The 25,798-nt window shown below is 35.2% G+C and carries 20 protein-coding genes and 2 pseudogenes; 15 read left to right on the forward strand and 7 right to left on the reverse strand.

Annotation, left to right across the window (positions count from 1 at the left end):
* Positions 1 to 784: 784 nt before the first annotated feature.
* From AC2117_RS09210 to AC2117_RS09220, 3 genes and pseudogenes are all read left to right on the forward strand, one after another.
* Positions 785 to 1,339 carry a TetR/AcrR family transcriptional regulator gene (locus AC2117_RS09210; RefSeq protein WP_133973567.1) on the forward strand — a complete coding sequence of 185 codons (555 nt, stop codon included), beginning with the start codon at positions 785 to 787 and terminating at the stop codon, positions 1,337 to 1,339.
* Positions 1,340 to 1,579: 240 nt separating this feature from the next.
* Complete coding sequence (locus AC2117_RS09215; RefSeq protein WP_133973569.1) at positions 1,580 to 4,657, forward strand: DEAD/DEAH box helicase; 3,078 nt, start codon at positions 1,580 to 1,582, stop codon at positions 4,655 to 4,657.
* Positions 4,658 to 4,851: 194 nt separating this feature from the next.
* A pseudogene (locus AC2117_RS09220) lies at positions 4,852 to 5,045 on the forward strand (GNAT family N-acetyltransferase); the annotation flags it as partial.
* Here AC2117_RS09220 and AC2117_RS09225 read toward each other — a convergent pair.
* On the reverse strand, positions 5,041 to 5,676 hold the full coding sequence (locus AC2117_RS09225; protein WP_133973571.1) for a PolC-type DNA polymerase III: 636 nt from the start codon (positions 5,674 to 5,676) through the stop codon (positions 5,041 to 5,043). The pseudogene AC2117_RS09220 and the gene AC2117_RS09225 sit on opposite strands and share 5 nt — an antisense overlap.
* Positions 5,677 to 5,806: 130 nt before the next feature.
* Here AC2117_RS09225 and AC2117_RS09230 point away from each other — a divergent pair.
* Positions 5,807 to 5,878: pseudogene (locus AC2117_RS09230) on the forward strand (hypothetical protein); the annotation flags it as partial.
* Between the two features lie 67 nt (positions 5,879 to 5,945).
* Here AC2117_RS09230 and adeT1 read toward each other — a convergent pair.
* Positions 5,946 to 6,941, reverse strand: a complete 996-nt coding sequence (gene adeT1 / locus AC2117_RS09235; protein WP_133973573.1) for a putative multidrug efflux protein AdeT1 — start codon at positions 6,939 to 6,941, stop codon at positions 5,946 to 5,948.
* Between the two features lie 244 nt (positions 6,942 to 7,185).
* Here adeT1 and AC2117_RS09240 point away from each other — a divergent pair, with 244 nt between their 5' ends.
* The 4 genes from AC2117_RS09240 to AC2117_RS09255 all read left to right on the forward strand — a co-directional run bounded on the left by AC2117_RS09240 (position 7,186) and on the right by AC2117_RS09255 (position 11,228).
* Positions 7,186 to 8,517, forward strand: coding sequence for a type II toxin-antitoxin system HipA family toxin (locus AC2117_RS09240; protein ID WP_133973575.1), 1,332 nt, complete (start codon positions 7,186 to 7,188; stop codon positions 8,515 to 8,517).
* On the forward strand, positions 8,514 to 8,822 hold the full coding sequence (locus tag AC2117_RS09245; protein WP_005040627.1) for a helix-turn-helix domain-containing protein: 309 nt from the start codon (positions 8,514 to 8,516) through the stop codon (positions 8,820 to 8,822). The genes AC2117_RS09240 and AC2117_RS09245 overlap by 4 nt, the downstream gene beginning before the upstream one ends.
* Positions 8,823 to 9,086: 264 nt before the next feature.
* Entirely contained in the window at positions 9,087 to 10,385 is a 1,299-nt protein-coding gene (locus AC2117_RS09250) for an MFS transporter (RefSeq protein WP_133973577.1), read from the forward strand.
* 75 nt (positions 10,386 to 10,460) lie between these two features.
* Positions 10,461 to 11,228 (forward strand): SDR family oxidoreductase, encoded by a 768-nt coding sequence (locus AC2117_RS09255; RefSeq protein WP_133973579.1) that lies wholly within the window; start codon positions 10,461 to 10,463, stop codon positions 11,226 to 11,228.
* A gap of 26 nt (positions 11,229 to 11,254) precedes the next feature.
* Here the strand turns inward: AC2117_RS09255 and AC2117_RS09260 are convergent, their stop codons facing one another.
* Positions 11,255 to 12,337 carry a glycerol dehydrogenase gene (locus AC2117_RS09260; protein ID WP_133973581.1) on the reverse strand — a complete coding sequence of 361 codons (1,083 nt, stop codon included), beginning with the start codon at positions 12,335 to 12,337 and terminating at the stop codon, positions 11,255 to 11,257.
* A gap of 96 nt (positions 12,338 to 12,433) precedes the next feature.
* A complete protein-coding gene (locus AC2117_RS09265; protein ID WP_080027104.1) occupies positions 12,434 to 12,982 on the reverse strand; it encodes a 2,4'-dihydroxyacetophenone dioxygenase family protein in 549 nt (182 codons plus the stop codon).
* Positions 12,983 to 13,070: 88 nt separating this feature from the next.
* On the opposite strand from AC2117_RS09265, the gene AC2117_RS09270 reads away from it, so the two are divergent.
* Positions 13,071 to 14,054 carry a LysR family transcriptional regulator gene (locus AC2117_RS09270; RefSeq protein ID WP_264757595.1) on the forward strand — a complete coding sequence of 328 codons (984 nt, stop codon included), beginning with the start codon at positions 13,071 to 13,073 and terminating at the stop codon, positions 14,052 to 14,054.
* 24 nt (positions 14,055 to 14,078) lie between these two features.
* Here the strand turns inward: AC2117_RS09270 and AC2117_RS09275 are convergent, their stop codons facing one another.
* Positions 14,079 to 14,315 carry a VF530 family DNA-binding protein gene (locus AC2117_RS09275; protein ID WP_074947644.1) on the reverse strand — a complete coding sequence of 79 codons (237 nt, stop codon included), beginning with the start codon at positions 14,313 to 14,315 and terminating at the stop codon, positions 14,079 to 14,081.
* Positions 14,316 to 15,550: 1,235 nt separating this feature from the next.
* On the opposite strand from AC2117_RS09275, the gene AC2117_RS09285 reads away from it, so the two are divergent.
* From AC2117_RS09285 to AC2117_RS09310, 6 genes are all read left to right on the forward strand, one after another.
* Entirely contained in the window at positions 15,551 to 15,841 is a 291-nt protein-coding gene (locus AC2117_RS09285; protein WP_133973583.1) for a hypothetical protein, read from the forward strand.
* A 493-nt stretch (positions 15,842 to 16,334) separates the two neighbouring features.
* Positions 16,335 to 16,868 (forward strand): fimbrial protein, encoded by a 534-nt coding sequence (locus AC2117_RS09290; RefSeq protein WP_003651778.1) that lies wholly within the window; start codon positions 16,335 to 16,337, stop codon positions 16,866 to 16,868.
* Between the two features lie 87 nt (positions 16,869 to 16,955).
* Positions 16,956 to 17,687 carry a molecular chaperone gene (locus AC2117_RS09295; protein ID WP_145988275.1) on the forward strand — a complete coding sequence of 244 codons (732 nt, stop codon included), beginning with the start codon at positions 16,956 to 16,958 and terminating at the stop codon, positions 17,685 to 17,687.
* 58 nt (positions 17,688 to 17,745) lie between these two features.
* On the forward strand, positions 17,746 to 20,307 hold the full coding sequence (locus AC2117_RS09300) for a fimbria/pilus outer membrane usher protein (protein ID WP_133973585.1): 2,562 nt from the start codon (positions 17,746 to 17,748) through the stop codon (positions 20,305 to 20,307).
* Complete coding sequence (locus AC2117_RS09305; protein ID WP_133973587.1) at positions 20,304 to 21,317, forward strand: fimbrial protein; 1,014 nt, start codon at positions 20,304 to 20,306, stop codon at positions 21,315 to 21,317. Before AC2117_RS09300 ends, AC2117_RS09305 begins: the two co-directional genes overlap by 4 nt.
* A 112-nt stretch (positions 21,318 to 21,429) precedes the next feature.
* The gene (locus AC2117_RS09310) at positions 21,430 to 22,401 is read left to right on the forward strand and encodes a DUF4882 family protein (protein ID WP_227549248.1); all 972 of its coding nucleotides are present in this window, start codon (positions 21,430 to 21,432) and stop codon (positions 22,399 to 22,401) included.
* A 56-nt stretch (positions 22,402 to 22,457) separates the two neighbouring features.
* On the opposite strand, the gene AC2117_RS09315 is transcribed toward AC2117_RS09310, so the two are convergent.
* Positions 22,458 to 23,567 carry an S-(hydroxymethyl)glutathione dehydrogenase/class III alcohol dehydrogenase gene (locus AC2117_RS09315; RefSeq protein ID WP_003651772.1) on the reverse strand — a complete coding sequence of 370 codons (1,110 nt, stop codon included), beginning with the start codon at positions 23,565 to 23,567 and terminating at the stop codon, positions 22,458 to 22,460.
* Between the two features lie 228 nt (positions 23,568 to 23,795).
* Positions 23,796 to 25,667 (reverse strand): phage capsid protein, encoded by a 1,872-nt coding sequence (locus AC2117_RS09320; RefSeq protein ID WP_197731013.1) that lies wholly within the window; start codon positions 25,665 to 25,667, stop codon positions 23,796 to 23,798.
* Between the last annotated feature and the right edge of the window lie 131 nt (positions 25,668 to 25,798).

Consider the following 25,798-nt stretch of genomic DNA (forward strand, 5'->3'; position numbering starts at 1 on the left):
TGCTCTTATCACTTTAAGTATATGACGCGGCCTAATTTGTGAGTTTGGTCGCTTAAATCACAAGTTTATACTGAATAGCCACTCATAAAAACTCTCTTTAATAACGGTAGTCATTCATTTTTATTTATTAATTCTTAGTTGAGGTGGGCCAATCTAGAAATTAAGTTTTTGAAATTTTAAACTTTAACTTAATGATATAAGGGTAGATTAAAAATATTACTTAAGAATTTCCTTAATTATGTAATTAAATGAAAAACAATAATTATTTAAATAATTTCTAGCCAATTTCACATTGACACTTCAAATATTGAAGTTTACCATTTGCGGGCTGGCCTACATTGCCAGTCGGTTGTCGCAGACCGTATTAAGACCGCATCAGGATTATTTCTTCTGAGGAATAGTTTTGTGCGTAAGCTCCTCGTTCCCTCCCGTAGCGGTAGGACGGGAGAGGGACACCCTCGGGTGTGCTGGATGTCTTAACCAGTCTGCGAACCCTCTTCCGTTCTGCCACCATAATTCTAATGTCTTGGCAGAACTCCATATATAAGGAGTTGGCTTTGCACATCCATTATTTATTGGCAGCCTCTGCCAAAAGCTATAACGACACAGCTTAAAACATTTAACGCAGCTTGATCGCCGTAAGGCTTTTTCAGGCTTTAGCTCGTTATTACTTAAAACTTAGATAATTAAATCTTGAGATGTGCTGGGCACAGTCTTTACGGCTTTGCTATGCCTTTTTATATCTCATTTATATACAACAATAATTTTTTATAACGGTAAAACTATGCCACATTCAGATCTTCCATTTCGTGCTTTAGGCGTACTTCATTCAGCAAGATATTTATTTAACAAATACGGCTTCCACAATGTGGGGATAGACCGAATTATTGAGTCGGCAAACATCCCCAAAGCCACGTTTTATAACTACTTTCACTCAAAAGAACGTCTCATTGAAATGAGTCTCACTTTTCAAAAAGATGGACTTAAACAAGAGGTGATTTCGATTATCAATGTTCAAAAAGAATTAACGCTAGTTGAAAAACTCCGCAAAATTTATTACTTACACGCCGACTTAGATGGGCTTTACCATTTGCCGTTTAAAGCGATTTTTGAAATTGCTAAAACACATCCCAAGGCTTATGGGACCGTAGTTGATTATCGTAATTGGCTGATCAATGAAATCTATCATTTGCTTTTAAAAAGCAATGAGAATGCTTCAAAACAAGATGCACACATGTTTTTGTTTGTGATTGATGGAGCAATGGTTCAGCTTTTAGACCCAAACAAACCAGATGAACGGAAGAGATTACTTGAGTATTTTTTGTTGGAGTTTGGGTGAGAGAACATTTTGATTGAAGTGCCGTACCAATAAGTAGGATTTAATACGTGGTACGGCTTTTAGATAATTTATCTATAAATATAAATCTATTAAAAAGAAATAAATACAAGATTAAAGAGCAGAATAAAAACTTAAGAGTTAATAAAACTATATTAGACTTTGGTGAATAGTTTGTTTTGTATACTATACGTAAAGAAAAAAATGTGATAAAAGTTCAAAAAAACAGCTATTTAAAATGTCATGATTACAGAAATTAACGATTTGATAACTAGTAAACTTAGATCCTGCCAATTAGAAAGTATTGAAACCATACAGCGATATTTAGAGTCTGGGTCGGAAAGATCTTGTCTTATTAGCCTTCCTACAGGAGCTGGAAAAAGTGGTGTAATTTGTACAGTTGGTCATTTTTCTAGTTTCGAAAAAATATTAGTTGTAACTCATCGAAGAGCTGTATGTGATCAATTATATAAGCAATTGAAAGGAAAATTCTTTCAAAAAATCTTACAAGAAGATGTAGATTACAAGCAATTTTTGATAAAAAAAATCTTTAACCAAATTAATAATACTGATGATAATGGTATTTATTGTACTACCTTCCAAAAAATTACAAGTCTAAGTGAAGAAGAATTAACAGCTTTAGAAAATACATTTAGCCTTATATTAATTGATGAAGGACATGCTGAACCATCTCCTAAATGGGGGACTGCGATTAGAGAATTAAATGCAAGAAAAGTAATAATAACAGCAACGCCTTATAGGAATGATCTTTTTAGCTTTGATATAGATGCAAAACATAGCTATATTTATACTTATAAACAAGCTGTAAAAGATGATGTAATTGTAGCTCCTATATTTGAGACAATTACATTATCTAAAGCTTCAGAAAATATTGAATTAGATACCGATTTTTCAAATATTTATGAAAAAATAAATAAAATTAAAGAATTACAACCCGATGCTGTTTGCATCATTAAATGTAAAGAATTTCATGATATAGAATTATTTTTTTCAAAATTTAAAGAATTATATAGAACTGCCGCAATTCATGATCAATTTAAAGATAAAGAAATTGAAAATATTTATCGTGATGTTCCTGCAAATTTAGCAGAATTGAATTATGAAGTTTTAATTCATCAGAGAAAATTAGATGAGGGTATTGATATACCTGAGGCTAAAATTTTGATCTTAACCTATCCTGTAGGTAGTGGAAAAGAGTTAGTACAAACTATCGGGCGGGTAGTAAGAATATATCAAAACTATCAGCCAACAGTGTTTGAAATATCAACTCAAAGTAATAATAATTTATGGGAAAATTATCAAGAATTTGATGAGTATATTTCCAATCCTGAATCAGCAGAACGCTTTTTAAATACTCTCGATACTGCTCTTCTAGTAGAAAATTATTTAGATGTTTTTCCTGAACATAGCTATTTTGACTCTTGCTATCGGAAAAAATTTAATTTTAAAGAATTTAATCCCATTAATTCTTTAGAAATTCCTCTCGCCTCAGTCTGTTTTTATAATAAATTGGCCAATTTTAGTTTGAATGACTGTATAGATAAGCTTTATTGGGAGTTCCAGAGAGAAGGTGCATTAACGAAATATGATAGTGAGTCAGGAGTAATTACATCTGTTTGTTTTAATAATTCTAAATTTCTCAAAGATAGTTTATTTTTTGAACCATCTTTAGAAATTATGATAATAAGAGAAATAGGAGATATTATTTCAATTTTTGATAGTAAAGGCAGAAAATTCAATAATAGAGAGGATCTTAAAATTGGCAGAGTTATTGATCTCGATAAATTGTTTAGTGTTGTAGCTAAAACAGAACAAACCCGAACAAAGCAGGCTAATACACGAGCACTTCAATTTAGCGAAAGTCGACCAGAAAGTATATCCCTAAAGAGTCGTGATCTAGAGGCGACTAACCATTCACAATCAAACTCCACGTATGCAGTTACAACTGCTGTAGTATCAAATATTAACGAAAATGATAAAATTGACTCTTCTTTTTATTTAGGTGTAGGGTCTGGACGAATCTGTGATCAGAAAAAAAATAATTTCACTTATGAAGGTTTTATTGAGTGGCTAGACCAAATAAATATAGCTTTTGTTAAAAATGGACAAGTAAGAAGCCGTTTTCTAAATTCTTTTGCACAGGCTATAGATGAAGCTCCTGAAGAAGAACCTATAGCTTGTATATTAGATTTCTCAGATATTTTGGGTATCTTGGAAATTAGCTATAATGGTTTTAAACAGCAAATAGATAATACTTTCATTTATAAAAAATATTCGAAAGGAATTTCTTTTTTTAATTTTTATTATTTAACTACTAATAAGTATACTGTTTACTTACCAACTTATAATTTAAAAAGCCTTATAACTTTTAGTTTTGATGATAAAAAAGAGCTTATAGCTCATTGTTATGATGATATAACTTTTTTTATTGATGGTTGTGAAGTAAAAATTAATGAATTTTTTAATAGGAAAAGTGTAAAATTATTATATAAAGATGGAACAAATTTTCTCAATGGATTATTTTACAAACACAAACTTCCTGTGGAAAAAGGTGAGCTAAATCATAGTATTATGAGTGGTGTAATTCCATTAGATTGTTTGTTAAATATTAATTTAACAGAAAAAGATGAAGATAATTTATCAATTGTTACTTTTGGAAATAATTCAATTTTTTATTTAATTGATCAGATGTCTAATGTGCAAAATCCGAGTGTCAGTCTAAATAATTTAGGCCAATTTTTCGAACATTTACCAAATGTAGATCTAATGTTATGTACAGATATGGGGACTGAGCCAGCGGATTTTATTTTATCTTCAAAAGATAAGGTTGTATTCGTGCATGTTAAATGTGGAAAAAGTCCGAAATCACCTGAATCCTCAGCAGGTGCAATATATGAAGTGGGAAGTCAAGCTCTAAAAAATCTACATTATTTATTAAATAGCAGCCCTTCACGTTATGCCAATATTACAAATATTAAAGGGGCATGGCCTCGACCAAATGGTAACACTAAAGGAATATGTTTAAATAATCGTATTCGGTTATTTAATAAAAAATTTGATATGCATCATTCTTTAGATGATGTTATTGAAGTGATTGATGATCGTCGAAAAAATCCTTTGGTATCTAAAGAAATATGGTTGGTCATGGGTAATTCTTTTTCGTATAAGCATTTTAAGGATCAGTTAAGTAGCCCAAGTATGGCTTGTGCTGAAACAGTTCAAGCTTATCAACTTTTAGACACATGGTATAGCCAAACATCTAATCAGAATGTTGAAATGAAAATATTTGTTTCTCCATAAAGTATATTTTCATGGTGTAATGCTAAGCTCTAAAGGATAAATGGTCTACGGATGAAGTAGCCCGTTTATCTTTTATTTTAAAAATTTTTCTAAAATATATCGCTTCTGCTCTTACATACATTGGTAAACGCAGGAGAGCAGACATCTTTAATAAGATCTAATGAAATTTTATTCAAATAACTTTGAGAAGAATGATGAAAAAGATTGAAATTTTAGAGGTAAATGAAATTGGTGATTATGAAGAAGGCCTATCGTTATTGTTAGAAGATTCTATCAATAACGGAGCTTCAATAGGCTTCTTAGCTCCTATAGAAAAGAATGAGGTTTTAAATTATTGGCGTGAGGTCAACCATAAATTAGCAGGGAATGTCGCCTATGGATTGCTATTTAAGAAGTAAGGATTGGGCAGCTATATTTTTTAGGTATTTCGGTACTCTAGATATAGTAAGTTTATTAATGGTTAACAATAAATCTTGATCAATGCTATTGAAGCCATATGTGTGACAAATATTCGTACAAAGATAGTTGAATAATTGAGCCGTAACTTCAGCATCTGCTTCTGCACGATGAGCTGTGCCATTAAACTTAATGTTGAATAAGTCTGCCATTGCCCCAAGTCGATAACTGGGTTGATGAGGTAAAATACGGCGAGCAAGTTTCAAAGAACAAATGAGTCCATTGTGTGATGGATTTAACTCCTGTCGAATACTTTCTGCTTTTAGGAATTTCTCATCAAATCCTGCATTGTGAGCAAGTAAAGGATCTGTTCCAATAAAGTCCAATAGAGAAGGAATGACTTCTTCCACTAAAGGAGCATGATTAACCATATCTTGAGTAATACCAGTCAACTTTGTGATGTAGTATGGAATATTTACACCACAGTTTATTAGTGAAACAAAACGTTCTGTGATTTCACCTTCTACAATACGTAAAGCCGCAACTTCTGTAATACGATCGCCAGCCTCAGGGCTGACTCCTGTGGTCTCGAAATCAAGTACAATGATTGGCGAAACATTCATAAAACGCTTTCTCTATTAGAAATTAGGTATTAAAAGCACAATACTTTTCATCATAATAGCTTTAAGTCAAAGATAGCACTAAGTTAACTTATCTTAATATTCAAATTATATTAGTAAGTGATATGTTTAGCTGTTAGGTTATGCCGAGCACAGCCCATTTACACGGGCTTATAAAGAGTGGTCGGGTAAAACGCCCCAATAAGCCCGAGAGGAAATGAATAACTGAGGGTAGAGCCTCTTAAAATAAGATGTGCATATGTTTTGAGTATTCATTCATCGTTTAACGCACATTCAAAATTACTTGGGTTTTCTTTGCATCTCACTTTTTTCAAAAAGTTCATCATTTTAGGGTCGTAGATATCTGCCTTGGTTAGCTGTATTCGTGCCTCACGCATCATTTTCATATAATTTAATTGTTCATTTTTAGGAATATCCATCCAGTATTTTGAAGGAATATCACTTTCATATTTGGCAATAATCCCAAACGTTCTATTTAATTGGCTGGCTACCCAAGTTCGCGACTTTTGTCCAAAACCTGCTGGAAACTGGTCTTTACGAATAATAAAATTTGCTGAAATTTGAGTTAAGGGAAAACGAATGATTGCTCCTTTGTCACCTAAACCTTTGTGTAGCTCAAAAGGTTTAAATGCCACAATAGGAGCGGGCACAATATCAATTTCATGGTTATTAAACTTTGCACCGGCATTGGTGACGTCTACCGATACAGCCTGACCTCCGACATGTTGCACAAGCTTTGGTTGAGCTTCATCATATTTAAATACCCCAATTTTTTTACCGGCAGCTTTAGCGAGTGTATTGATACTTCTATCATTTACAAATAAATATGCAGGGCCAATTGTGCCTAAACCTGCAATTTCGTAAGGACCTACCACCATGTTTTTTGCGGCCATTGGTGAGGATAAAAGCTTATAGGCATTAATTGCCGTTTTCATATTTGTTAATGCGCCAACAGCATCTAAAGATCCTGTATATTTATTAAACTGACGGCCACGTAAGCCACTAATAATAGCGCCATCACATTTTCCGACTTTTAAATCTTCAGCCGCAACGCGCTCATCAACATAGGCTTTTAAAGATAGATCTGCTCCCCAATTTTTGGCTTCAAGTGCATAATCTTTGGCTAGAGCGAAAGCATCTCCCGATTTACCAATTGGGTCAAAAACACAGACGACTTGTTGTTTTGCATAAAGAGTTGTTGTTAAACATGTAATTGTAATAAATAAAATAATTTTAAAACGATCCATATTTAGTTATCCATTATTTAAATTATAAAAATTATTTTATAAAGCTTGATTAGGTTAGATATGACATTTAAACAAAAATTTTAAAGGAAAAAGTCAAAAGACAGGTTTGCTATCTAATATCAGGCAATACGAAAATGAGCAAATATTTGCGCAAAATTGAGATATTTAAATAAAAATGCGCAAATATATTCACAAAATCTTTTTTTTATAGTATTTTTGAGAAAATATTTGCGCATTTACTGCCATGAAAAAATTAACAATACAAGCCTTACTAGATAAAAACTGGGTAGATATAGCAGATCTAAAACTGCTAGAACCTAAGTTGGGTTCAACGAGTGGCAGTGAATTAGAATATGAATTGGATTATGCAATTCAATATTTAGACAGACGAGATGAGCATGCCTGTAGTCTATCACTTCCTGTACAAATTCTTATAAAACATGAATCGAACACATGGTTTGGCTTTTTAGATGATATCGTGCCTTCTGGTGCTGCACGACGTTATTGGGTGAATTATCTAGATTTACAACGTTTAACCTATTCTGAGCAAGAAAGTATTTTGTTAGAAAAAGGGGGGATGGCGCCCGTGGGTAATTTACGAATTAAGGAAGCCTTGCCTCCTATAAATCCAGAATCAACCTTACACTTACGTTATTTTAGCAAGGAGGATGTGGCTGAGCGTAATATTGATTTTCTGGAATATGCTCAGCAAATGGGTGCCATTAGTGGTGGTGCAACTGGCGCAGGCGGGGAAGCTCCCAAATTACTTATCCGAGTTTCACCAGAACAAAAAGTCTGGATTGATACCTATCAAGAAAATTTTGATCAGCCAGATCAACATTATTTAGTTAAGTTTCCGAGAAATAAACGTAGCGAGATCGATTGTGACATTCTCAGAGCCGAATATTATTACTATCAGGTGCTCACTGAATTAGGTTTCAATACGATTGAAACAACCCAAATGAAGCTCATTGAAGGTACAAAGTATCCTTCTTTGTGGCTACCAAGATTTGATACAGAATGGCGTGATCAACAGTGGCATCGCCATGGCTTAGAGTCTGTTTACTCGGTATTAAATAAATCTTCTGGCAGTCATCTCAACCATTTTGAAGTAATTAATGATCTGTGTAGATTGCTGACTCGCATTGATCCCGATTTTGATGCACCACAATTCATCTGTGAGTGGCTACAACGAGACTTACTCAATATTATTTTTGGTAATTCAGATAATCATGGTCGCAATACATCATTTCTAAAAAAATCTGGAAAGATTTCTCTTTCACCTATTTACGATTTTGCACCTATGAAAGCTGATCCAGAAGTTGTGACCAGATCGACGACTTGGGGAAGTCCGTATGAAGAAGGCGGTGAATACCGTTGGGCTCAAATTACTCAAAAACTTACGCCTTGGTGTGATCCTGATTTATCTCTAGGAACATTAAAGTCTTTGGCAATTAATCTGCTTGGGCTAAAACAACGATTGGTTGATAAAGGAGTACCGAAAAATATTATTGAAATGCCAGCGCTATCATTTGATTACATAGAAGCTAAATTGAAAAGATGGGAACTGCTATGAATATAAAAAATCAGACTCAAGATCGTCAGCAAGTTCTCATCGATTTATATAAACAATATTTATTGAGTGAGATTACGCTGGGACAATTGCTGTCGCATTTGCGAAAGAATGTACTGGGTTTATCGCAAGAACAATATGCTGCTTTAGTCGGGATAAGTCGTCGAACATTAACTGATATTGAGCAGGACAAAGGTAAACTTACTCAATCAGTGTTAGATAAGGTGTTTAAGCCACTGGGTTTAAAAGCAGGTCTTGTACCTACGCATGAACATATTGTTGGCAAAATTATAAAGCCATCCGAGTGAGTGATTAAATTAGTAAACGTTCACAAGGGTACGCTTGTGAACAGTGTTCTGGTTCTTTCCAATAAATTTCAGTTGTTTTATTTTTTCTTTTAAAATTTGGAAATTTACCCAATAGATGTTCCTTTCATTCACAATGCGTTTGAATGAGCTTCACCGTTAAACAATAAAAAATATGCAAAAATTCTAGTCAGGCAAATCACTAATTTGAATGAAATTAGTAATAGGAATGCCATTTATTTTTTAATTTAAAGGATTGAAGTAGCCATGACTAGCTTTTCAAATATTGAGTCTCAGTCACAGCAAGTTGTGCAGAAAGACATAAAAAAATCCTTAATTGCGAGTGGCATAGGCAATTTATTGGAATGGTATGATTGGACAATTTATGCTGTCGCTTCCGTATATATTGCTTCAGCATTATTTGATAAAACTGACCCAACATCAGCATTGTTAAATACATTAGCTGTCTTTGCTGTTGGCTTTGTTTCTAGGCCAATAGGTGGATTTGTATTTGGTCCACTTGCAAATAAATATGGCCGAAAAAATATTATGCTGGTCACGATGGTAATGATGGCTTTAGCAAGCTTAATGATTGCTTTTATTCCATCTTATGAAGAGATTGGAGCATGGGCATCAGGTCTATTACTCATTGCTAGATTGGTTCAAGGTTTCGCTCATGGTGGAGAAACCGCAACCTCATATGCATATATTGCAGAAATTGCTCCACCCAAAAGACGTGGTTTATGGTCTAGCATGTCATTTTTTGCAGTGGGTGCTGGGTCATTATTAGCAACACTTTTTTTAGCATTACTCAATGTGACCTATACAGATCAACAAATGCACGAGTGGGCATGGCGAATTCCTTTTGCTATTGGTGGTGGGCTTGCATTTTTTGCAATTTATCTCCGTAGAAATATGATCGAAACACATATTGAAAAAAATAATGATCAAATGTCAGATGAGGTAAATTGGCCTTTTTCTAAAATTATGAAAGTCGGTATTAAGCTTTTCTTTTATGAGGCAGGTTCAACTTTAACCTTTTATACATGGGTCACTTGTGCAGCTATTTATGCAATCGGCATACAAAAAATGCCTGCAAAAGATGCTTTTATGATGAGCTGTATTGCACAAGTAATTTATCTGATCTGTCTACCATTTCAAGGGCGGTTATCTGATTACATTGGAAGAAATAATAACTCTTTAATCACTTACATTGGTTCATCTTTATTGCTGTTCCCATTGTGGTCATTAATTAGTAATGAGCCTTGGACTTTGTTAGTTGCTCAAAGCATTGGGCTATTTACAATGGGTTTCTTGATGTCTTGCAAACCAGCAGCCATGTCAGAACAAATTCCAACAAAATATCGAACTAATTTTCTCGGCTTCTTCATGTCTTTGGCAGTAACCATTTTTGGTGGTACGGCTTCCTATGTGAATACTTGGCTTTACTCAATAGATAAAGGTTGGATTTTTAATGTTTATCTAATTGTGGTATCCATAATCGCTTCAATTGCAGTATTAACTTGGAAGAATAATAAAGGCATTGATTTAGATCAGGTTAAGTAAAAACTTAAAAGCAAAGACCGAAATAGAGGTCTTTGCTTTTTTTATGGAAATTTAAGAATATTTAACGGAGTTATAATGCAAAAATTATTTAAGGATAGAAAAGTTCTAATTACGGGTGCTGGTAACGGTATTGGTGCCGCAATTGCAGAGCATCTTGCCCAGTTAGGTGCGACAGTTGCGCTAATAGATTTTAATTGCAATCTATTGGTCGCTAAGCATCAAGAGTTGGCAGATAAAGGCTATCACGTCAGTTCATTTTGTGCTGATATTGCTAATTATGAAGCTTGTCAGGCTGCCTATGAATATTTTTATAACGAAATAGGCTTTATTGATACTTTAGTAAACAATGCTGGGATTTCACCAAAGCATCAAGGACATGCCCATAAAATCTGGCAATTATCTCCGGAAGAATGGCAACGGGTAGTAGATGTTAACTTAAATGGATCTTTTAATTTGATTCGTATTTTAGTTCCTCAGATGATTAAACATAAGTTTGGAAAAATTATTAATACATCGTCAGTTGCTGCAAATGCATATCTTCCTGTGGTTGCTTGCCACTACAGTGCAACAAAAGCTGCAATTATTGGCTTAACTCGACACTTGGCTGGAGAGCTGGGTGCTTACAACATTCATGTAAACGCAATTGCACCCGGACGCATAGAAACGCCTATGGTTTTAGAAGTAGGCAATCAAGTAAACCAACATGTGATTGATGATACGCCTTTAGGCCGATTAGGTTCCCCGACAGAAGTCGCAAAAGTCGTAGAATTTCTGGCTTCAAATGACAGTAGTTTCGTCACTGGACAAGTGATTGATATAGCAGGTGGTTGGCTCATGCGATAAAAAAGGGAGAAGTCTCCCTTTTTTCTTTAGCAATAATGATTGGTTTTTATTATTGCCTGTTTCAGGTTTTCTTTATTCAGAGGAGGTTCAAAGTTTTTACTATAGTCATTTTGCAGTGTATGCATAATGATCGTTTCTAACATAGAATCACTGATCTCTTGATGATATCCCAGTTCAGCAATTGTGGTCGGTAAATCAACAGATTTAAGAAAATTAATCAGCTCAATAATAAAAATATGCTCTCTATTTTCTAATACAGCTTGAACAACGGTACCATAAGCCACTAACTCTCCATGTAAATTGGTAGCCAGTTCTGGAATGGCTGTTAAACCCCTTATAAGAGCATGTGCTAAAGATAAGCCGCCACTTTCAAAGCCTAAACCACTTAAAAGTACTGTCGACTCAACGACTCGTTCAACTGAAGGGGTAATATGGTGCTGTTTGACATCTTCATACGCTATTTTTCCCCATGTGATGAGATTACTATAAGTATTATTTGCTAATAATAATGCTGTTTCTAAAGGTGGTGTCGAAAATGAATTCAGGCCATGTGAATTTTTACATTGGTTTACTTCAAACATTTTACTAATAGCATCCCCAATACCCGCAGCAAAAAAGCGAGCAGGCGCCTTTACTATGGTATCTAGATCAACTAATACAATATCTGGGTTTCGATTTGTTTTTTCTACACCTTGAACCTTATGATTCGCATCATAAACAATTATGAGCCTACTTGTAGGGGCATCGCTAGACGCGACTGTAGGGCAAATAATAATGGCTATATTTAATTTTTTTGAAATACCTTTAGTGGTATCCATTGCTTTACCGCCACCTAGTGCAATAATGGAATCGATATCGTGTTGTTCCATACTACGACTAAGTCGCTCAATCGTTTCATAGGTACATTCGCCAGGAAACTTATAGCTAATAAAATCTAAATTTGACTGCTTAAGCGACATAGTGACTTTATCTAAAATAGGTCCCTCAATAGCTGGATCATAAATAATTCCAGTTTTTTTAAATTGGTGTCTTGTTGCAATATCACCAATATTTCTTAGAGCATGTTCACCTTGAATATATTCACCAGGAAATCCCATTATTTTTAACATATCTAATCCTTTAATAAACTTGGTTAATTTTCAGTAGTAGAAAAGACAAAATGCCAATCACTTTACGAATTGGCATTTCTTTATAAAAGGCAGTTACTATCGGATGATTTTTTCTAATTCACTTTCAGGAATGCCAATATTTTTATAATGTTCTCGTGTGGCTTCTAATTTAGTAAACACATCTTCATAACCTACAGCTTTTCCAAATGGGTCTACATATGTATAGCCGCCATGCACGATAAATAGCGTAATCATTTCAGTAACATCTTCAGGTACGAAAAGAGTATGGGTTTCGCCAGGTGGTTCGTAAGCAAATGATTTTTCTTCTGCAATCCAATCATGCTCAAGATAATACCAACGACCTTTAAGTACGAATGCATGTACTGCTCCGGTATGACGATGTCTAGATAACACACCACTTTTTCGAACACGTAATAAGTTTATGTAGTAACCAGAACTAGTATTTAAAAGCAGAGGTTTAAAACTTACAGAGTCAGAGGTAGGCACCCATAAATTATCGTCTTTCAAAGCCTCATCTAAAACGCCTGGAATTACAAGATCTGGCGACATATAGGGAACTTGTGGTAACTGAAAAGGCATAAGTTCTTCATTGGCTGAATAATCCGGATTTCTTTGCTGTAGCATCACTTTCTCCTTGAAATAAAGCATTCCGATTGAGTTAGATACTAGCAAAAGCAATTTGATCGTAGATTGCGCCAAATTCAAACTACATGTGAATAACAGGCAAAGTTTATGTAAATTAAAAGCTGTTATATTCAAATTTACTCTAATGATGTTTGAGAAAAATATTATGGACAATTATCGACAACTGATGGCCTTTATTTGGGCATACGAACATGGAAGTTTTTCAGCAGCAGCAAGAGCAAATGATTTAACACCATCTGCAATTAGCAAGTTAATTAACCGGCTAGAAAATCGTTTAGGTGTGCGTCTTATTCAAAGAGGAGCCAGACAACTCACATTGACCGAAGAAGGCGTTGCATATTTAAAGAGTGCACGAAATGTTGTAGCTGCAATGAATGAGGCTGACTCTTTAGCTGAAGCATTTCCAACCCGTGTGAGTGGTGTTTTAAAAATTAGAACGATGCCAACTTTTGCACAACATCAAATTTTACCTTGGTTACCTGAGTTTCTAGATAATTATCCATCCTTAAGTGTAGATTTTGAGTTGAATGCGGTATATCAGGATGATTTTGATCGTGGTGTTGATATCGCAATTTATGGAGGGATACTTCCATCTTCATCAAGAATTGCAACTCGAATTGGAGATAGTGAGTGGATAACCTGTGCTTCACCCCAATATCTCGAAAAATATGGAACACCTAAACACCCTCAAGAATTGTTACAGCATCGTTGTTTTCACTTTAATTTTTCAAGTAGTTGGAATAATTGGGACTTTGTTGAAAATAATGAAAGTTTTATTGTTCCTGTCAAACCGATCGCATCCTTTTCTCAAGGGACTTTTTTGAGAGATCTTGCATTAAGAGGAGAAGGGATAGTAAGACTAGCGGATTACCATATTGGTGAAGATATAAAACTTGGAAGACTGACACCAATTCTGGGGAATTTTCGCTCTGGAATAACTGAACCTCAGTATATTATTTATGCAAATCGAAAACTTCAAAGCCCTAGAATTAAGTGTTTTATTCAATTTTTACAGCAAAAAACCAAAAATAAACCGTGGCGAATTCACTAATATAAGTAGTAAAAGTTTTGATAGCTACGATTTCTGTTTGGCTTTTTGGCGTAAGACATACAAATATAAGCTTTCTACTTTTTCACGTGCCCATGGTGTGGTACGTAAGAATCGCAATGATGATTTAACACTTGGATCTATGCAAAAACATCTAATTTCAATTTTACGACTTAAGCCTTCAAATCCACCGTAGTAATCCAATAATTCATCCAAAATGTCAGCAAGTTTTTTGCCGTGTAAAGGGTCATTGGAGGTGTTCATAATAGATCAACAATATTTTGGGAGGCTATTATTATAACCTGAGCTAGTTGGTAAATGAGAGGGTTAGATTGATCTAAACAAGCCCTAGAGATTTGCTTAAATTTGTTGTGAAGCAAATTGAGTAGAGGTTTGATTTACACATAACACATACTTTAGTTCGAACATACGTCTGATCAAACTATTGTGATTCAGTGAAGGTCAAATGTAGCCTTAGCAACACCATAGAGTAGCGAAGCGTTATATATGGTATAGTTTCTCATATATCCTATTTAACATAATATACATTATGCGAACAATTATATAATTCCTTATTATGTGTTTAGTTCTATCAAGCTTTAGCTACATTTTCTTCTTGCTGTTGCCTTACCATCACAGTTGTACGATAAAAAATATTGCTGCCATTGATGACAACGTCACTAGAATAAAGATTTCTTTATTCAGATAATATTTATAAAACTCAAATAAATGTTGATGATCTTCATGAAATTTAACTACCTGCATACATGGCACCATTTGCTCAAGTCCATGATCAAATTTCTGTGACTCTAGAATTAAACGAATATTCATTGTGCTTTTGTCTCCAGCACGTGCATCTACTTTGAGTAATTTTCCTTTAGATGTTGTATTTGAATACTACTTATTAGGCTTTTTCTCTAGCCCATATTTCTACCTGATATAGTTTTATTTTAAAAAATCGTACATGATTATATTCCAAGAAGAATTTTAATAAGCCTTAGAAAGCTAAAATTAGCTTTTGCACCTTAATATATTTAAAATGTGTAATAATTTTTAAATTATGTCTATGTAGTGATCACTTTTGAAAAATAATTTAATTTCCACTTTGTAATTAAAAGGCGTAATTAATCACATTTTAAATAAAATTAGCATCTTGCTTCTCTGAAATTTATTTTAGATACAAATGCTAAAATTATAAAAAATAAATTATATATTTATTAAATATTTAACCATATATCATTTAATTCTTTATTTTTATTGAATTCTTTTATAAAAATAAAATTCATAAATATCAATAACTTAACTTTGTATTGGAGGTTTTACAGTCCTGTAATTATTAATATTAGAATAATTTTAACCATTACATTATTTAATGTAATTAATGTGATTTATATCACATAGAAATTAATAATTTTTATTGGTTTAAAGTTAATGATTGTTTTTAAATTAAAAATATTGTATCAAATATATATAAACTATTTTATAAATAGGCATATAAAATGAAAAATAATATTTTTAAACTTCTTATTCTGATGGTGCTTTCTACTTCCCCACTATTTTGTTATGCAAATAACACAATAATGATAAGAGGAAATATTGTTGAAGATACATGTTCAACAGAACGTAGCGAGATAGAATGTGTTGAGGTAAATAATTTAAATATTAAACTTGATAGTGAATATTTAAACAAAAATAGTCTTTCTAACTTAGCTCAACATAATGAGAAAATGGACACTAGCATTGAAAGCATAGGTTCTAACCACAAAGTCGTGCTTATCAACTATCATTAACTTAATTAAGTATAGTATTTGAAGCTCTTTGTACAATAAGCATGATTAAAGAGTGATTTGTCGTACTCATCGCACATTTTGATGAAATAATAGATAAATCACTCTTTTTCTATAAAAAGTGACTATTTGTATGTTTTTTCTGTATACATATGTACAATTTATTCTATATAATTGTATTGTAAGAATTTAAGCTTATTTTTCACATAAATTGTTCAATTCTTTTCTCTTTACATAGTGTTCTTATGTAACTTGCTTTTTTCCGTAGTGTCCCTTTTTATAAAATAAAAAACCTTTTATAAACAGCTATATAAGCTATTACTTCTCGTTCTATATGCCAAATACAAAATGTGATTCAATTAAAATTATGAAAAAATAATGTGATCTAGTTTGCATTTTGTTTGAGAAGTGTTAAGATCGCCGCATTACTTTTCAAGATGTCAAACACTGGAAAAGTAAGGAAATAAACTTTTATCCAGACTTTTGAGAAAACACTATGAAAAAACTTGCTTTGATCGCTGCTCTTTCGGTTGTAGGGATTGCGAATGCTCAAGCTGCTGATGGTACAATTACAATTAATGGTTTAGTTACAGACAAAACTTGTGACATCGTTACCCCAGCTGGTAAAGACTTCACAGTTACTCTTCCAACTGTTTCTAAACAAACTTTAGCTGTTGCTGGGGATGTTGCTGGTCGTACTCCTTTCCAAATCAACTTAGCTAACTGTTCACAAGGTAAAGTGGCTACTTACTTCGAACCAGGTGCAACTGTTGACTTTAATACTGGTCGTTTACTTAACCAAGACGCTACTGGTGCTAAAAACGTTAACGTTCAACTTTTAGGTAACAACAACAACTTCATCCCAGTACTTGCTGCGGGTGCAAATGGTGCTCAAGCTAACTCTCAATGGGTTGACGTAGCTGAAGGCGCAAGTGCTGACCTTAACTACTATGCTGAATACTATGCAACTGGCGCTTCTACTGCTGGTAAAGTAACTACTTCTGTTCAATACACAATTATCTATCAATAATTAATTGATAGCGGGGTTTCTATGTTCGCATGGAAGCCCTGTTTTGTGTAACACCTTCCCGAATCTTTCTTGGTTGAGAATTCTGAAATGAAATTGAACAGTTATAATTTTTTGTTAGGTTTGGCATTTGCTTCAGCGGTTGTCGCACCTGCTACTCAAGCAGAAATTGTAATTCATGGCACCCGTGTAATTTATCCGTCGGATGCTAGAGAAGTTACGCTACAAGTTAGCAATAACGGTTCAAAGCCAGCACTTGTCCAAGCTTGGATTGATGAAGGTGACCCAAAAAGTACACCAGACCAATCAAAAGTTCCTTTTATGATTGCTCCTCCTATTTCTCGTGTTGAAGCAACGAAAAGTCAGACCCTCCGTATTACCGCTTTGCCAAATGCTTCTCAATTAAATCAGAAGCAAGAAACAGTTTTGTGGTTGAATATTTTAGATATTCCACCTAGACCTACTTCAAAAAGTGAAGATACGACACCTGATAATTTCCTGCAACTTGCAATTCGTTCACGTATTAAGTTCTTCTATCGTCCATCATCGATTAAAGAAGATGCGAATTTAGCATCAGATAAGCTTCAATGGATTAAATCTGGTCAAAGTTTAACGGTAAAAAATCCAACTCCTTTTCATATCACGTTGACTTCTGTTTACCAAAAGGCAGGTGATAAAAAAGTTGATTTATTACCTCAAGGGCTAATGATTAAGCCTTTTTCTGAAGCGTCAGTTCAGCTTAAGAATGGCAATCTTCAAGATATGAGTTTTATTAATGTCAATGACTACGGTGGTCGAGTCGAACACCCAATAAAACTTTAGTAATCAGATTTATCTTTTTAATAAATTTAAGCACCTATATGTGTAGGCGGACTTAGCTATGCCAAAAAAAAGGCAAGAATCTTATAAATTATTAAAACGCCATATTTGTTACTACTTGGCTTCTGGTGTTGTTACAATGACAATGCCTGTATTCGTGCATGCTGAAGAAACAGCTACGAGTGCTCCCGTAGAGGCTGAATTCGATTCTGCTTTTTTAATTGGGGATGCACAAAAAGTCGATATTTCTCGTTTTAAATACGGCAATCCTGTTTTACCTGGTGAATATAACGTTGATCTATATGTAAATGGTCAATGGTTTGGTAAACGTCGCATGGTCTTTAAAGCATTAGACCCTAATAAAAATGCAGAAACGTGTTTTACAGGAATGAACCTCCTTGAGTACGGCGTTAAACAAGACGTTTTGTCGAAGCATACTACCCTTCAAAAAGAAAATAATAGTTGCTATAAAATTGAAGAGTGGGTTGAAAATGCATTTTATGAATTTGATACATCTCGTTTACGTGTAGATATTTCGATTCCGCAAGTTGCTTTGCAAAAAAATGCGCAAGGCTATGTCGACCCGAGTGTATGGGATCGAGGTATTAATGCTGGTTTTCTATCTTATAGTGGTAGTGCCTATAAAACATTTAGTCAGTCTGGTGACCGAAGCGAAACAACAAACGCATTTATGGGCGTTACAGCTGGACTAAATGTAGCAGGTTGGCAATTACGTCATAATGGCCAATGGCAATGGCAAGATACCCCAGCTGAAAATCAATCTAAATCTGATTATCAAGAAACAAGTACATATTTACAAAGAGCCTTTCCTAAATACCGCGGTGTTTTAACGCTAGGTGATAGTTTTACAAACGGCGAAGTATTTGACTCTATTGGTTATCGTGGTATTGATTTCTCAAGTGATGATCGAATGTTACCAAATAGTATGTTGGGCTATGCCCCTCGTATTCGTGGTAATGCAAAAACCAATGCAAAAGTTGAAGTTCGTCAACAAGGCCAACTTATCTATCAAACAACTGTTGCGCCAGGTAACTTTGAAATTAACGACCTTTACCCTACTGGTTTTGGTGGCGAGATTGAAGTCTCTATTATTGAAGCAAATGGCCAAATACAAAAATTCTCGGTTCCGTATGCTTCAGTTGTACAAATGTTGCGTCCGGGTGTAAACCGTTACTCTTTAACTGTGGGGCAGTTCCGCGATCAAGACATTGATATTAATCCTTGGGTTGTTCAGGGTAAATATCAGCAAGGGATTAACAACTATCTAACAGGTTATACAGGCATCCAAGCAACGGAAAACTATGCCGCTGTGTTATTAGGTGCTGCTTTTGCTACACCAATCGGTGCGGTTGCGTTAGATGTTACCCACTCTGAGGCTGACTTTGAAAAGCAGTCATCACAATCTGGGCAAAGTTTCCGTTTAAGTTATAGTAAGTTAATTACTCCAACCAACACAAACTTAACACTGGCAGCTTATCGTTACTCAACAGAAAACTTCTATAAATTACGTGATGCTTTGCTTATTCGTGATTTAGAAGAAAAAGGCGTAAATACCTATGCTGCTGCGGGTCATCAGCGCAGTGAATTCCAAATTACTTTAAACCAAGGGCTACCTGAAGGTTGGGGTAATTTCTATGTAGTTGGCTCATGGGTTGACTACTGGAACCGTAGCGAAAGTACTAAACAGTACCAAATTGGTTATAGCAATAACTACCATGGTTTAACCTATGGTTTATCTGCAATTAATCGTAAGATTGAGTACGGTTCAAATGATACGTCGCATGATACTGAATATTTAATGACGCTTTCATTCCCAATTAATTTCAAGAAGAACTCAGTCAACGTCAACGTTACTGCTTCTGAAGATAGCCGTACTGTTGGCGCAAGCGGAATGGTGGGTGATCGCTTTAGTTATGGTGCTTCTGTCTCGCATCAGGACTATGCAAATCCATCATTTAACGCAAATGGTCGTTATCGTACTAACTATGCAACTGTTGGCGGCTCTTATAGTATTGCTGATTCTTACCAACAAGCAATGGTTAGCTTAAGTGGTAGTGTGGTTGCACATTCAGAAGGCATTTTATTTGGACCTGAACAAGGCCAAACGATGGTGCTTGTGCATGCACCTGATGCAGCTGGAGCTAAAGTTAATAATACCGTTGGTTTAAGTGTGAATAAGGCAGGTTATGCGGTTATTCCGTATGTGACTCCGTACCGTCTTAATGACATTACTCTTGATCCACAAGAGATGTCGAGCCAAGTAGAACTTGAAGAAACGAGTCAACGTATTGCACCTTTTGCTGGTGCAATTGCTAAAGTTGATTTTGCAACTAAAACTGGTTATGCAGTTTACATTAATAGTAAAACTGCTGAAGGCAACAGTTTACCGTTTGCAGCTCAAGTCTTTAATCAGAAAGATGAAGCTGTGGGTATTGTTGCGCAAGGTAGTATGATTTACTTACGTACTCCTCTTGCTCAAGATCGTCTTTATGTGAAATGGGGCGACGAAAGTAATGAACGTTGTTCGGTTGAGTACAACATCAGTAATCAGTTGCAAAATAAGCAACAAAGCATGGTAATGACTGAGGCTGTCTGCAAATGAAAAAATTACTCTTAAACAGTGCATTAGTTGCAGTAGGTTTTTGTATTAATACGGCAACTCAAGCTGCGTGTTCAACTAGTTCGGGCTTCAAAACAATTGATGTTCCTATGCGGGTTGGACGAGTTGTAGTTCGGCCAAGCGACCCTGTAGGTAAAGTTTTAGTTAAATCACTTTTTGAGATCAGGCCAGATCCTTATACTACATATACCTGTAATAGCACAGATATGATGGTGGCACAGTTATTACAGAATTACCCAATTAGTATACTTGGTGATAGCATCTATTCAACAAATATTCCGGGAATTGGTATTCGTCTCTATCGTGAAGCGTTTAATGCTGGAAATTTCTCTGGCTATTACCCTTATACTCGTCGTGTCCCAGGCACTCGCATTAACCTTGCGGAAGGTTATTTTGTTGTAGAAATTGTGAAAACAGCTGAAAACACTGGATCCGGAACTTTAGTTCCTGGTGTTTATAGTACTTATTATGCTGGAAACCGAAGTGATCGTCCGTTTTTAACCAGTACAGTTTATGGTAATGCGATTACTATTGCCTCTTCATCTTGTGAATGGCGTGGTGCTATTAATAAACAAGTACAGCTGCCAACGGTTACAAAGGCTGGGTTCAAAGGTGTTGGTTCAACTCAGGGAGACCAGTCTTTCGATCTAAATATTTTGTGTAATGGTGGTGTAAACCCAACAGGTTATGAAGAGAAAAACCTCATTAGTTTGAGTTTTGATTATCAACAAGACGGCACTAATACCCAAGTTTTAAAAAATCTTGAACCAAATGCAACTAAAGCAAACGGTGTTGGAGTTCAACTTTTATGGAATTATCAAAATAAGAATCAAGTTATTGGCCTAGGTAATAAACTAGAATTGGGAACAGTGAAATCAAATCAAACCATTCAATATGATGTTCCTTTAACAGCTCGTTACTATCAAACGGCAGCAAATGTTACGCCTGGTAAAGTTCGTGCAATGGCTACTGTAACTATTGAATATGATTAATCATATTCAATAGTTTATAAACCTGATAATTTCAAATATTTAAAAATTAATAATAAATTTTAATTTATCACTACTTTCTAAAAATTTAATACTTAACTAGATAGGAATGTTTATGAAAAAAATAGGTATAGTTGCTGTTAGTGCAGTGACATTATGCTGGGCCATGTATGAAGTATCTTCTGATAATACCAATACAGTAACGCATAGCGAGTCAAGCCCAAAAGTAGCATCTAAAAAATTTTCATCAACTGCAAAGAATGAAAAATTAACGTCTCAAACCCTTTTGGCAAAAACAAATTCCCTTAATTCTGCCCCAGTGTGCCAATACAATTTTGATGTAACTCAGGAAGATCTCGATCTATGGAATAATGAACACCCTGATTTTCCTATGAAAATATTCCCATTGATAACTGGTCAAAAATTTGGTTTTAAAGTAGAACCTACGCCAGAAAGTCAGTATGGCTACGTAGATTATGTAGCTACAAGTAAAGTAGATAGTCTGAATTCGGTTAATGAAATTGGTGATTTAACGATACCTCACACAGGTATTATTGCATTTGAAATGGAACTTAAAATTCCAACATCAACTCTTGGGAGTTCATCACTTGGAAATTCTACTTATTACTCCTCTAGCATTGGATTTAGTGGGGTAACAAATAATGGTTATACAATTAGATCCAACTATTGGTTTGATATGGGGGGGTATGATCCAGATTTTGGTGAGAATCCTGCTAGATTAAACTATTATGTAGCTTATCGACTTAGTGATAATAGTGGGCCTAACAATCCATATTATAAAGGTCAAAACATGACAAATAATTCAAATGAATACCAAAGATTAGGGATGTATATTAATCAGAAAACTAAGCAGGTTGGCTTTATTGTAAATGGTGTTGATCAGGGGTATCAATCTACTTTACCTGCTCCACTAGAGAATATACGTTTTTCTGTCTCAAGTAGTATAGGAATATATTCTAATCAATTATTTGGACAAGAATTGTCAAATGAACTGATTACTGACCGTAATTCGCTACAGTTTAACTACCCTCAGGGCACAACTGACATGTGTGGTAATGCAATTTAAGATATAAACTATGAAGTGTAAAAAAGGGCTGAATCACAGCCCTTTTTTTATTTCATTTAGAAATGAATGACAGTACGAATTGATTTACCTTCATGCATTAAATCAAAAGCTGTATTAATGTCTTGTAGAGGCATGGTGTGAGTGACAAAAGGTTCAAGTTGAATCTCACCTTTCATCGCATCTTCAACCATTTTTGGAAGTTGTGAACGGCCTTTTACCCCACCAAAAGCAGTGCCTAACCATTTACGACCTGTAACCAACTGGAATGGACGAGTCGAAATTTCTTGGCCTGCACCAGCAACACCAATAATAACCGATTGTCCCCAACCACGATGTGCACACTCTAGAGCCGAACGCATAACATTGACGTTACCAATACATTCAAATGAATGATCTACGCCCCAGCCTGTCATTTCTACAATCACTTGCTGAATAGGTTTATCGTAATCTTTAGGGTTTAAGAAATCTGTAGCACCAAACTGCTTAGCAAGTTCAAATTTATCTGGGTTTGTGTCTACCACAATAATTTGCCCAGCTTTCGCTTGACGTGCGCCTTGTACAACAGCTAAACCAATACCACCCAAACCAAATACAGCAACAGAGTCACCTTCTTGTACTTTTGCTGTGTTATGCACGGCGCCAATACCCGTAGTCACACCACATCCAAGTAAACAAACTTGCTCGTGATTCGCTTCAGGATTGATCTTAGCTAAAGATACTTCTGCAACTACCGTATATTCACTAAAGGTTGAACAACCCATGTAATGGTAAATCGGTTCGCCATTGTAAGAAAAGCGCGTGGTGCCATCCGGCATTACACCTTTGCCTTGAGTTGCACGTACGGCAACACACAAGTTAGTTTTTCCGGATTTACAGAATAAGCATTCTTTACATTCAGCTGTATAAAGTGGAATAACGTGATCACCTGGTTGAACGCTTGTTACGCCCTCACCGACTTCAACCACAACACCTGCACCTTCATGACCTAAAATTGCCGGGAAAACACCTTCTGGATCATCACCAGATAATGTAAAAGCATCGGTATGACATACCCCTGTATGGGTAATTTTTATTAAAACTTCACCCGCTTGAGGTGGCGCAACATCAACTTCAACAATTTCTAAAGGTTTTCCTGGGGCAAAGGCGACAGCTGCACGAGATTTCATCTTTGGGTTTCCTTTAAATCATTCGGTATTTATAGTCGAGCAAAATAGATTATGTAACAGTAATACAAGAGCTTAATTTGCTTAAATTAAAATTGGCTTTTATGACAAGCTATCACAGCATAGCCAGTCGGATACGTCTAAGCAAGCCCATGTTTCAAAAAGAAGGAAACCTCTTGCTTGAAGAGGTTTCTTATCAAATCACTTATCTTATAAACGGCTTATATTTACTTATAGGTAAATATCTGGTGGATATGGTGTGTTATCACTAATTGGAGAATAAAGCGTATTTTCTACAAAAAAGCCATTTGGGGCTTGAGTAGTATCGATGGTAATTGAATCAAACATGATTTGTGGATATGCCCAGATAAATTGCTTCATTAAACCCAAAGAAACATTATTTTTCATGTCACCAAAAATTCGTTGCCAGATGGGTGTTCGATAAGGTTTTGTTTTATCAAATCCATAAATATAGGCAATAGATGCATCAGGAACGAATCCGGATAAATAAACGACTTTATTTGCAGGATAGCCCAAACCTTGTATAGGTATTTGGGAAACTGCCTGATGTGCTAAGTCTAAGCGAGCTTCTAATAGCCAGTCATAGGCTTCCGTCATCATGTAATCAAAATTAGGATATGAATAGTGCGTGCTTGGATAGTTAATATAAGTTGCTAGTGTCTGAATTGGAGATTGAATAGAAGGAAAGAAAATGAGTGGGCTAACTTTTGCACTGGAGTATTTGGCTTTGATAACGGTGCGAATGTTTTGACAGGTTTGCCCTAATTTATTTCTAAGCCATGTTTTAAACTCATCATACGGCGTTCCTGTTTTATTCATTGCCTCATAAATTGTGCCTAAATCTGGCGCATATAAACCTGTGTCTGCATTAAAGGCCAGTTTTGTTGGATAGTCATACACACAAGGTAAATTTGTGCCAGTGTTATACCACCACCACGGCTCACCAATCTGCATATTTACAGCACATCCTCCTACAACCATTGCATCTGCAAACTCAATAAAGACTTTATGTAGGTAGGCCAATGCATTTTGGTCACTTAAACTAAAAAAATAGCTCGGTGGTTGGTAGCCTGTTTTACCTAAATTACTATTCCAGTCACGCTGTGCCCAAAACTCGTTGGCACCCAAGGAATACATTTCAAAACTTACCCCAAAGATGGGTTGCATACTGGCGTTATGTAAAGCCTGAGCATATTTCTCATGCCATTTACGAGTACATGAGTTAACAACAGCCTCACCCGTCACCAATGTATCTGGTATTTGCCATTTATTAATATCACTTTTCCATTTCATTTCAGGGTAATGCGACATTCCACAATAGTGGTTAACCAAACCTTGATATCCCAAAGCAGCCATATTGTTGACTAAGCGCTGCGGGTTTAAATCGTAATGGTCGTCATAGCTGGTACAGATGCCATAGCTATGCTGAGGCACAACAACACGACTCAGATTTAACTTTGCATTTGTTCCGGTAACAACCGAGTTGGTTAGGCGAATGTAGCCATCTTCAGGCTGGCTTAAAGGTGTGGCTGATTGGCTATTATAATGGCTAGTGAAACCGGAAAATGAGATCCGCTGAATATTGGTGACTGGGAAGCTATCTGTAGCAGAAAAGCCGGCTTTTACTGTATCCCAGTTAATATGAATATGCGCTGTACGAGATGAAGGATTATTTGCGTATCTAAATAAGACAACATAGGCAATTTTATCTACACCATTTTCATTATAGTATACCGTTAAAGTTGGCGTTAAACTTGGATTGTTCAGCACTGGCATCGTGGCAGATAACTCAATATCGAAGTCCCAAACTACCCCTGCATAGCTATATTTGGTTTGATAAGCTAAAAATTTATGGTCTTTAGTGTCATAAGAATCCCACGTAATTCCTACCAAATCATTTGCCATCCGCGCTCTAAAAGATGCTTCAAAACCATTTCCATAATTAGTAATAGCAAAAGACATCGTTTGTGGACCGTCTATTCTCCAATAGATAGGACTAAACCGATCAATAAGTGTATTTTGAGTGATGGGATGTAGTGATGAATTAGAATTATTTTGTATATTTTGTGGGTTAGTTATCATGTCGTCATTCTCTTAATGTATTAAGAGGTTTTATATTAAATAATAATTCTTATTTTATTGTTCAGATAAGTAACAATGAGGTTTAAATTATTTACAGTTAATATTTTTATAAAGCTCAAAATAAAGTTAAA

Origin of the sequence: Acinetobacter calcoaceticus, assembly GCF_900520355.1 — a bacterium.
Taxonomy (GTDB): domain Bacteria; phylum Pseudomonadota; class Gammaproteobacteria; order Pseudomonadales; family Moraxellaceae; genus Acinetobacter; species Acinetobacter calcoaceticus_C.

Coding starts and splice junctions, on each gene's coding strand:
- AC2117_RS09210 (WP_133973567.1), top strand. CDS start 785: ATGCCACATTCAGATCTTCCATTTCGTGCTTTAGGCGTACTTCATTCA.
- AC2117_RS09215 (WP_133973569.1), top strand. CDS start 1,580: ATGATTACAGAAATTAACGATTTGATAACTAGTAAACTTAGATCCTGC.
- AC2117_RS09225 (WP_133973571.1), bottom strand. CDS start 5,676: ATGAATGTTTCGCCAATCATTGTACTTGATTTCGAGACCACAGGAGTC.
- adeT1 (WP_133973573.1), bottom strand. CDS start 6,941: ATGGATCGTTTTAAAATTATTTTATTTATTACAATTACATGTTTAACA.
- AC2117_RS09240 (WP_133973575.1), top strand. CDS start 7,186: ATGAAAAAATTAACAATACAAGCCTTACTAGATAAAAACTGGGTAGAT.
- AC2117_RS09245 (WP_005040627.1), top strand. CDS start 8,514: ATGAATATAAAAAATCAGACTCAAGATCGTCAGCAAGTTCTCATCGAT.
- AC2117_RS09250 (WP_133973577.1), top strand. CDS start 9,087: ATGACTAGCTTTTCAAATATTGAGTCTCAGTCACAGCAAGTTGTGCAG.
- AC2117_RS09255 (WP_133973579.1), top strand. CDS start 10,461: ATGCAAAAATTATTTAAGGATAGAAAAGTTCTAATTACGGGTGCTGGT.
- AC2117_RS09260 (WP_133973581.1), bottom strand. CDS start 12,337: ATGTTAAAAATAATGGGATTTCCTGGTGAATATATTCAAGGTGAACAT.
- AC2117_RS09265 (WP_080027104.1), bottom strand. CDS start 12,982: ATGCTACAGCAAAGAAATCCGGATTATTCAGCCAATGAAGAACTTATG.
- AC2117_RS09275 (WP_074947644.1), bottom strand. CDS start 14,315: ATGAACACCTCCAATGACCCTTTACACGGCAAAAAACTTGCTGACATT.
- AC2117_RS09285 (WP_133973583.1), top strand. CDS start 15,551: ATGAAAAATAATATTTTTAAACTTCTTATTCTGATGGTGCTTTCTACT.
- AC2117_RS09290 (WP_003651778.1), top strand. CDS start 16,335: ATGAAAAAACTTGCTTTGATCGCTGCTCTTTCGGTTGTAGGGATTGCG.
- AC2117_RS09295 (WP_145988275.1), top strand. CDS start 16,956: ATGAAATTGAACAGTTATAATTTTTTGTTAGGTTTGGCATTTGCTTCA.
- AC2117_RS09300 (WP_133973585.1), top strand. CDS start 17,746: ATGCCAAAAAAAAGGCAAGAATCTTATAAATTATTAAAACGCCATATT.
- AC2117_RS09305 (WP_133973587.1), top strand. CDS start 20,304: ATGAAAAAATTACTCTTAAACAGTGCATTAGTTGCAGTAGGTTTTTGT.
- AC2117_RS09310 (WP_227549248.1), top strand. CDS start 21,430: ATGAAAAAAATAGGTATAGTTGCTGTTAGTGCAGTGACATTATGCTGG.
- AC2117_RS09315 (WP_003651772.1), bottom strand. CDS start 23,567: ATGAAATCTCGTGCAGCTGTCGCCTTTGCCCCAGGAAAACCTTTAGAA.
- AC2117_RS09320 (WP_197731013.1), bottom strand. CDS start 25,667: ATGATAACTAACCCACAAAATATACAAAATAATTCTAATTCATCACTA.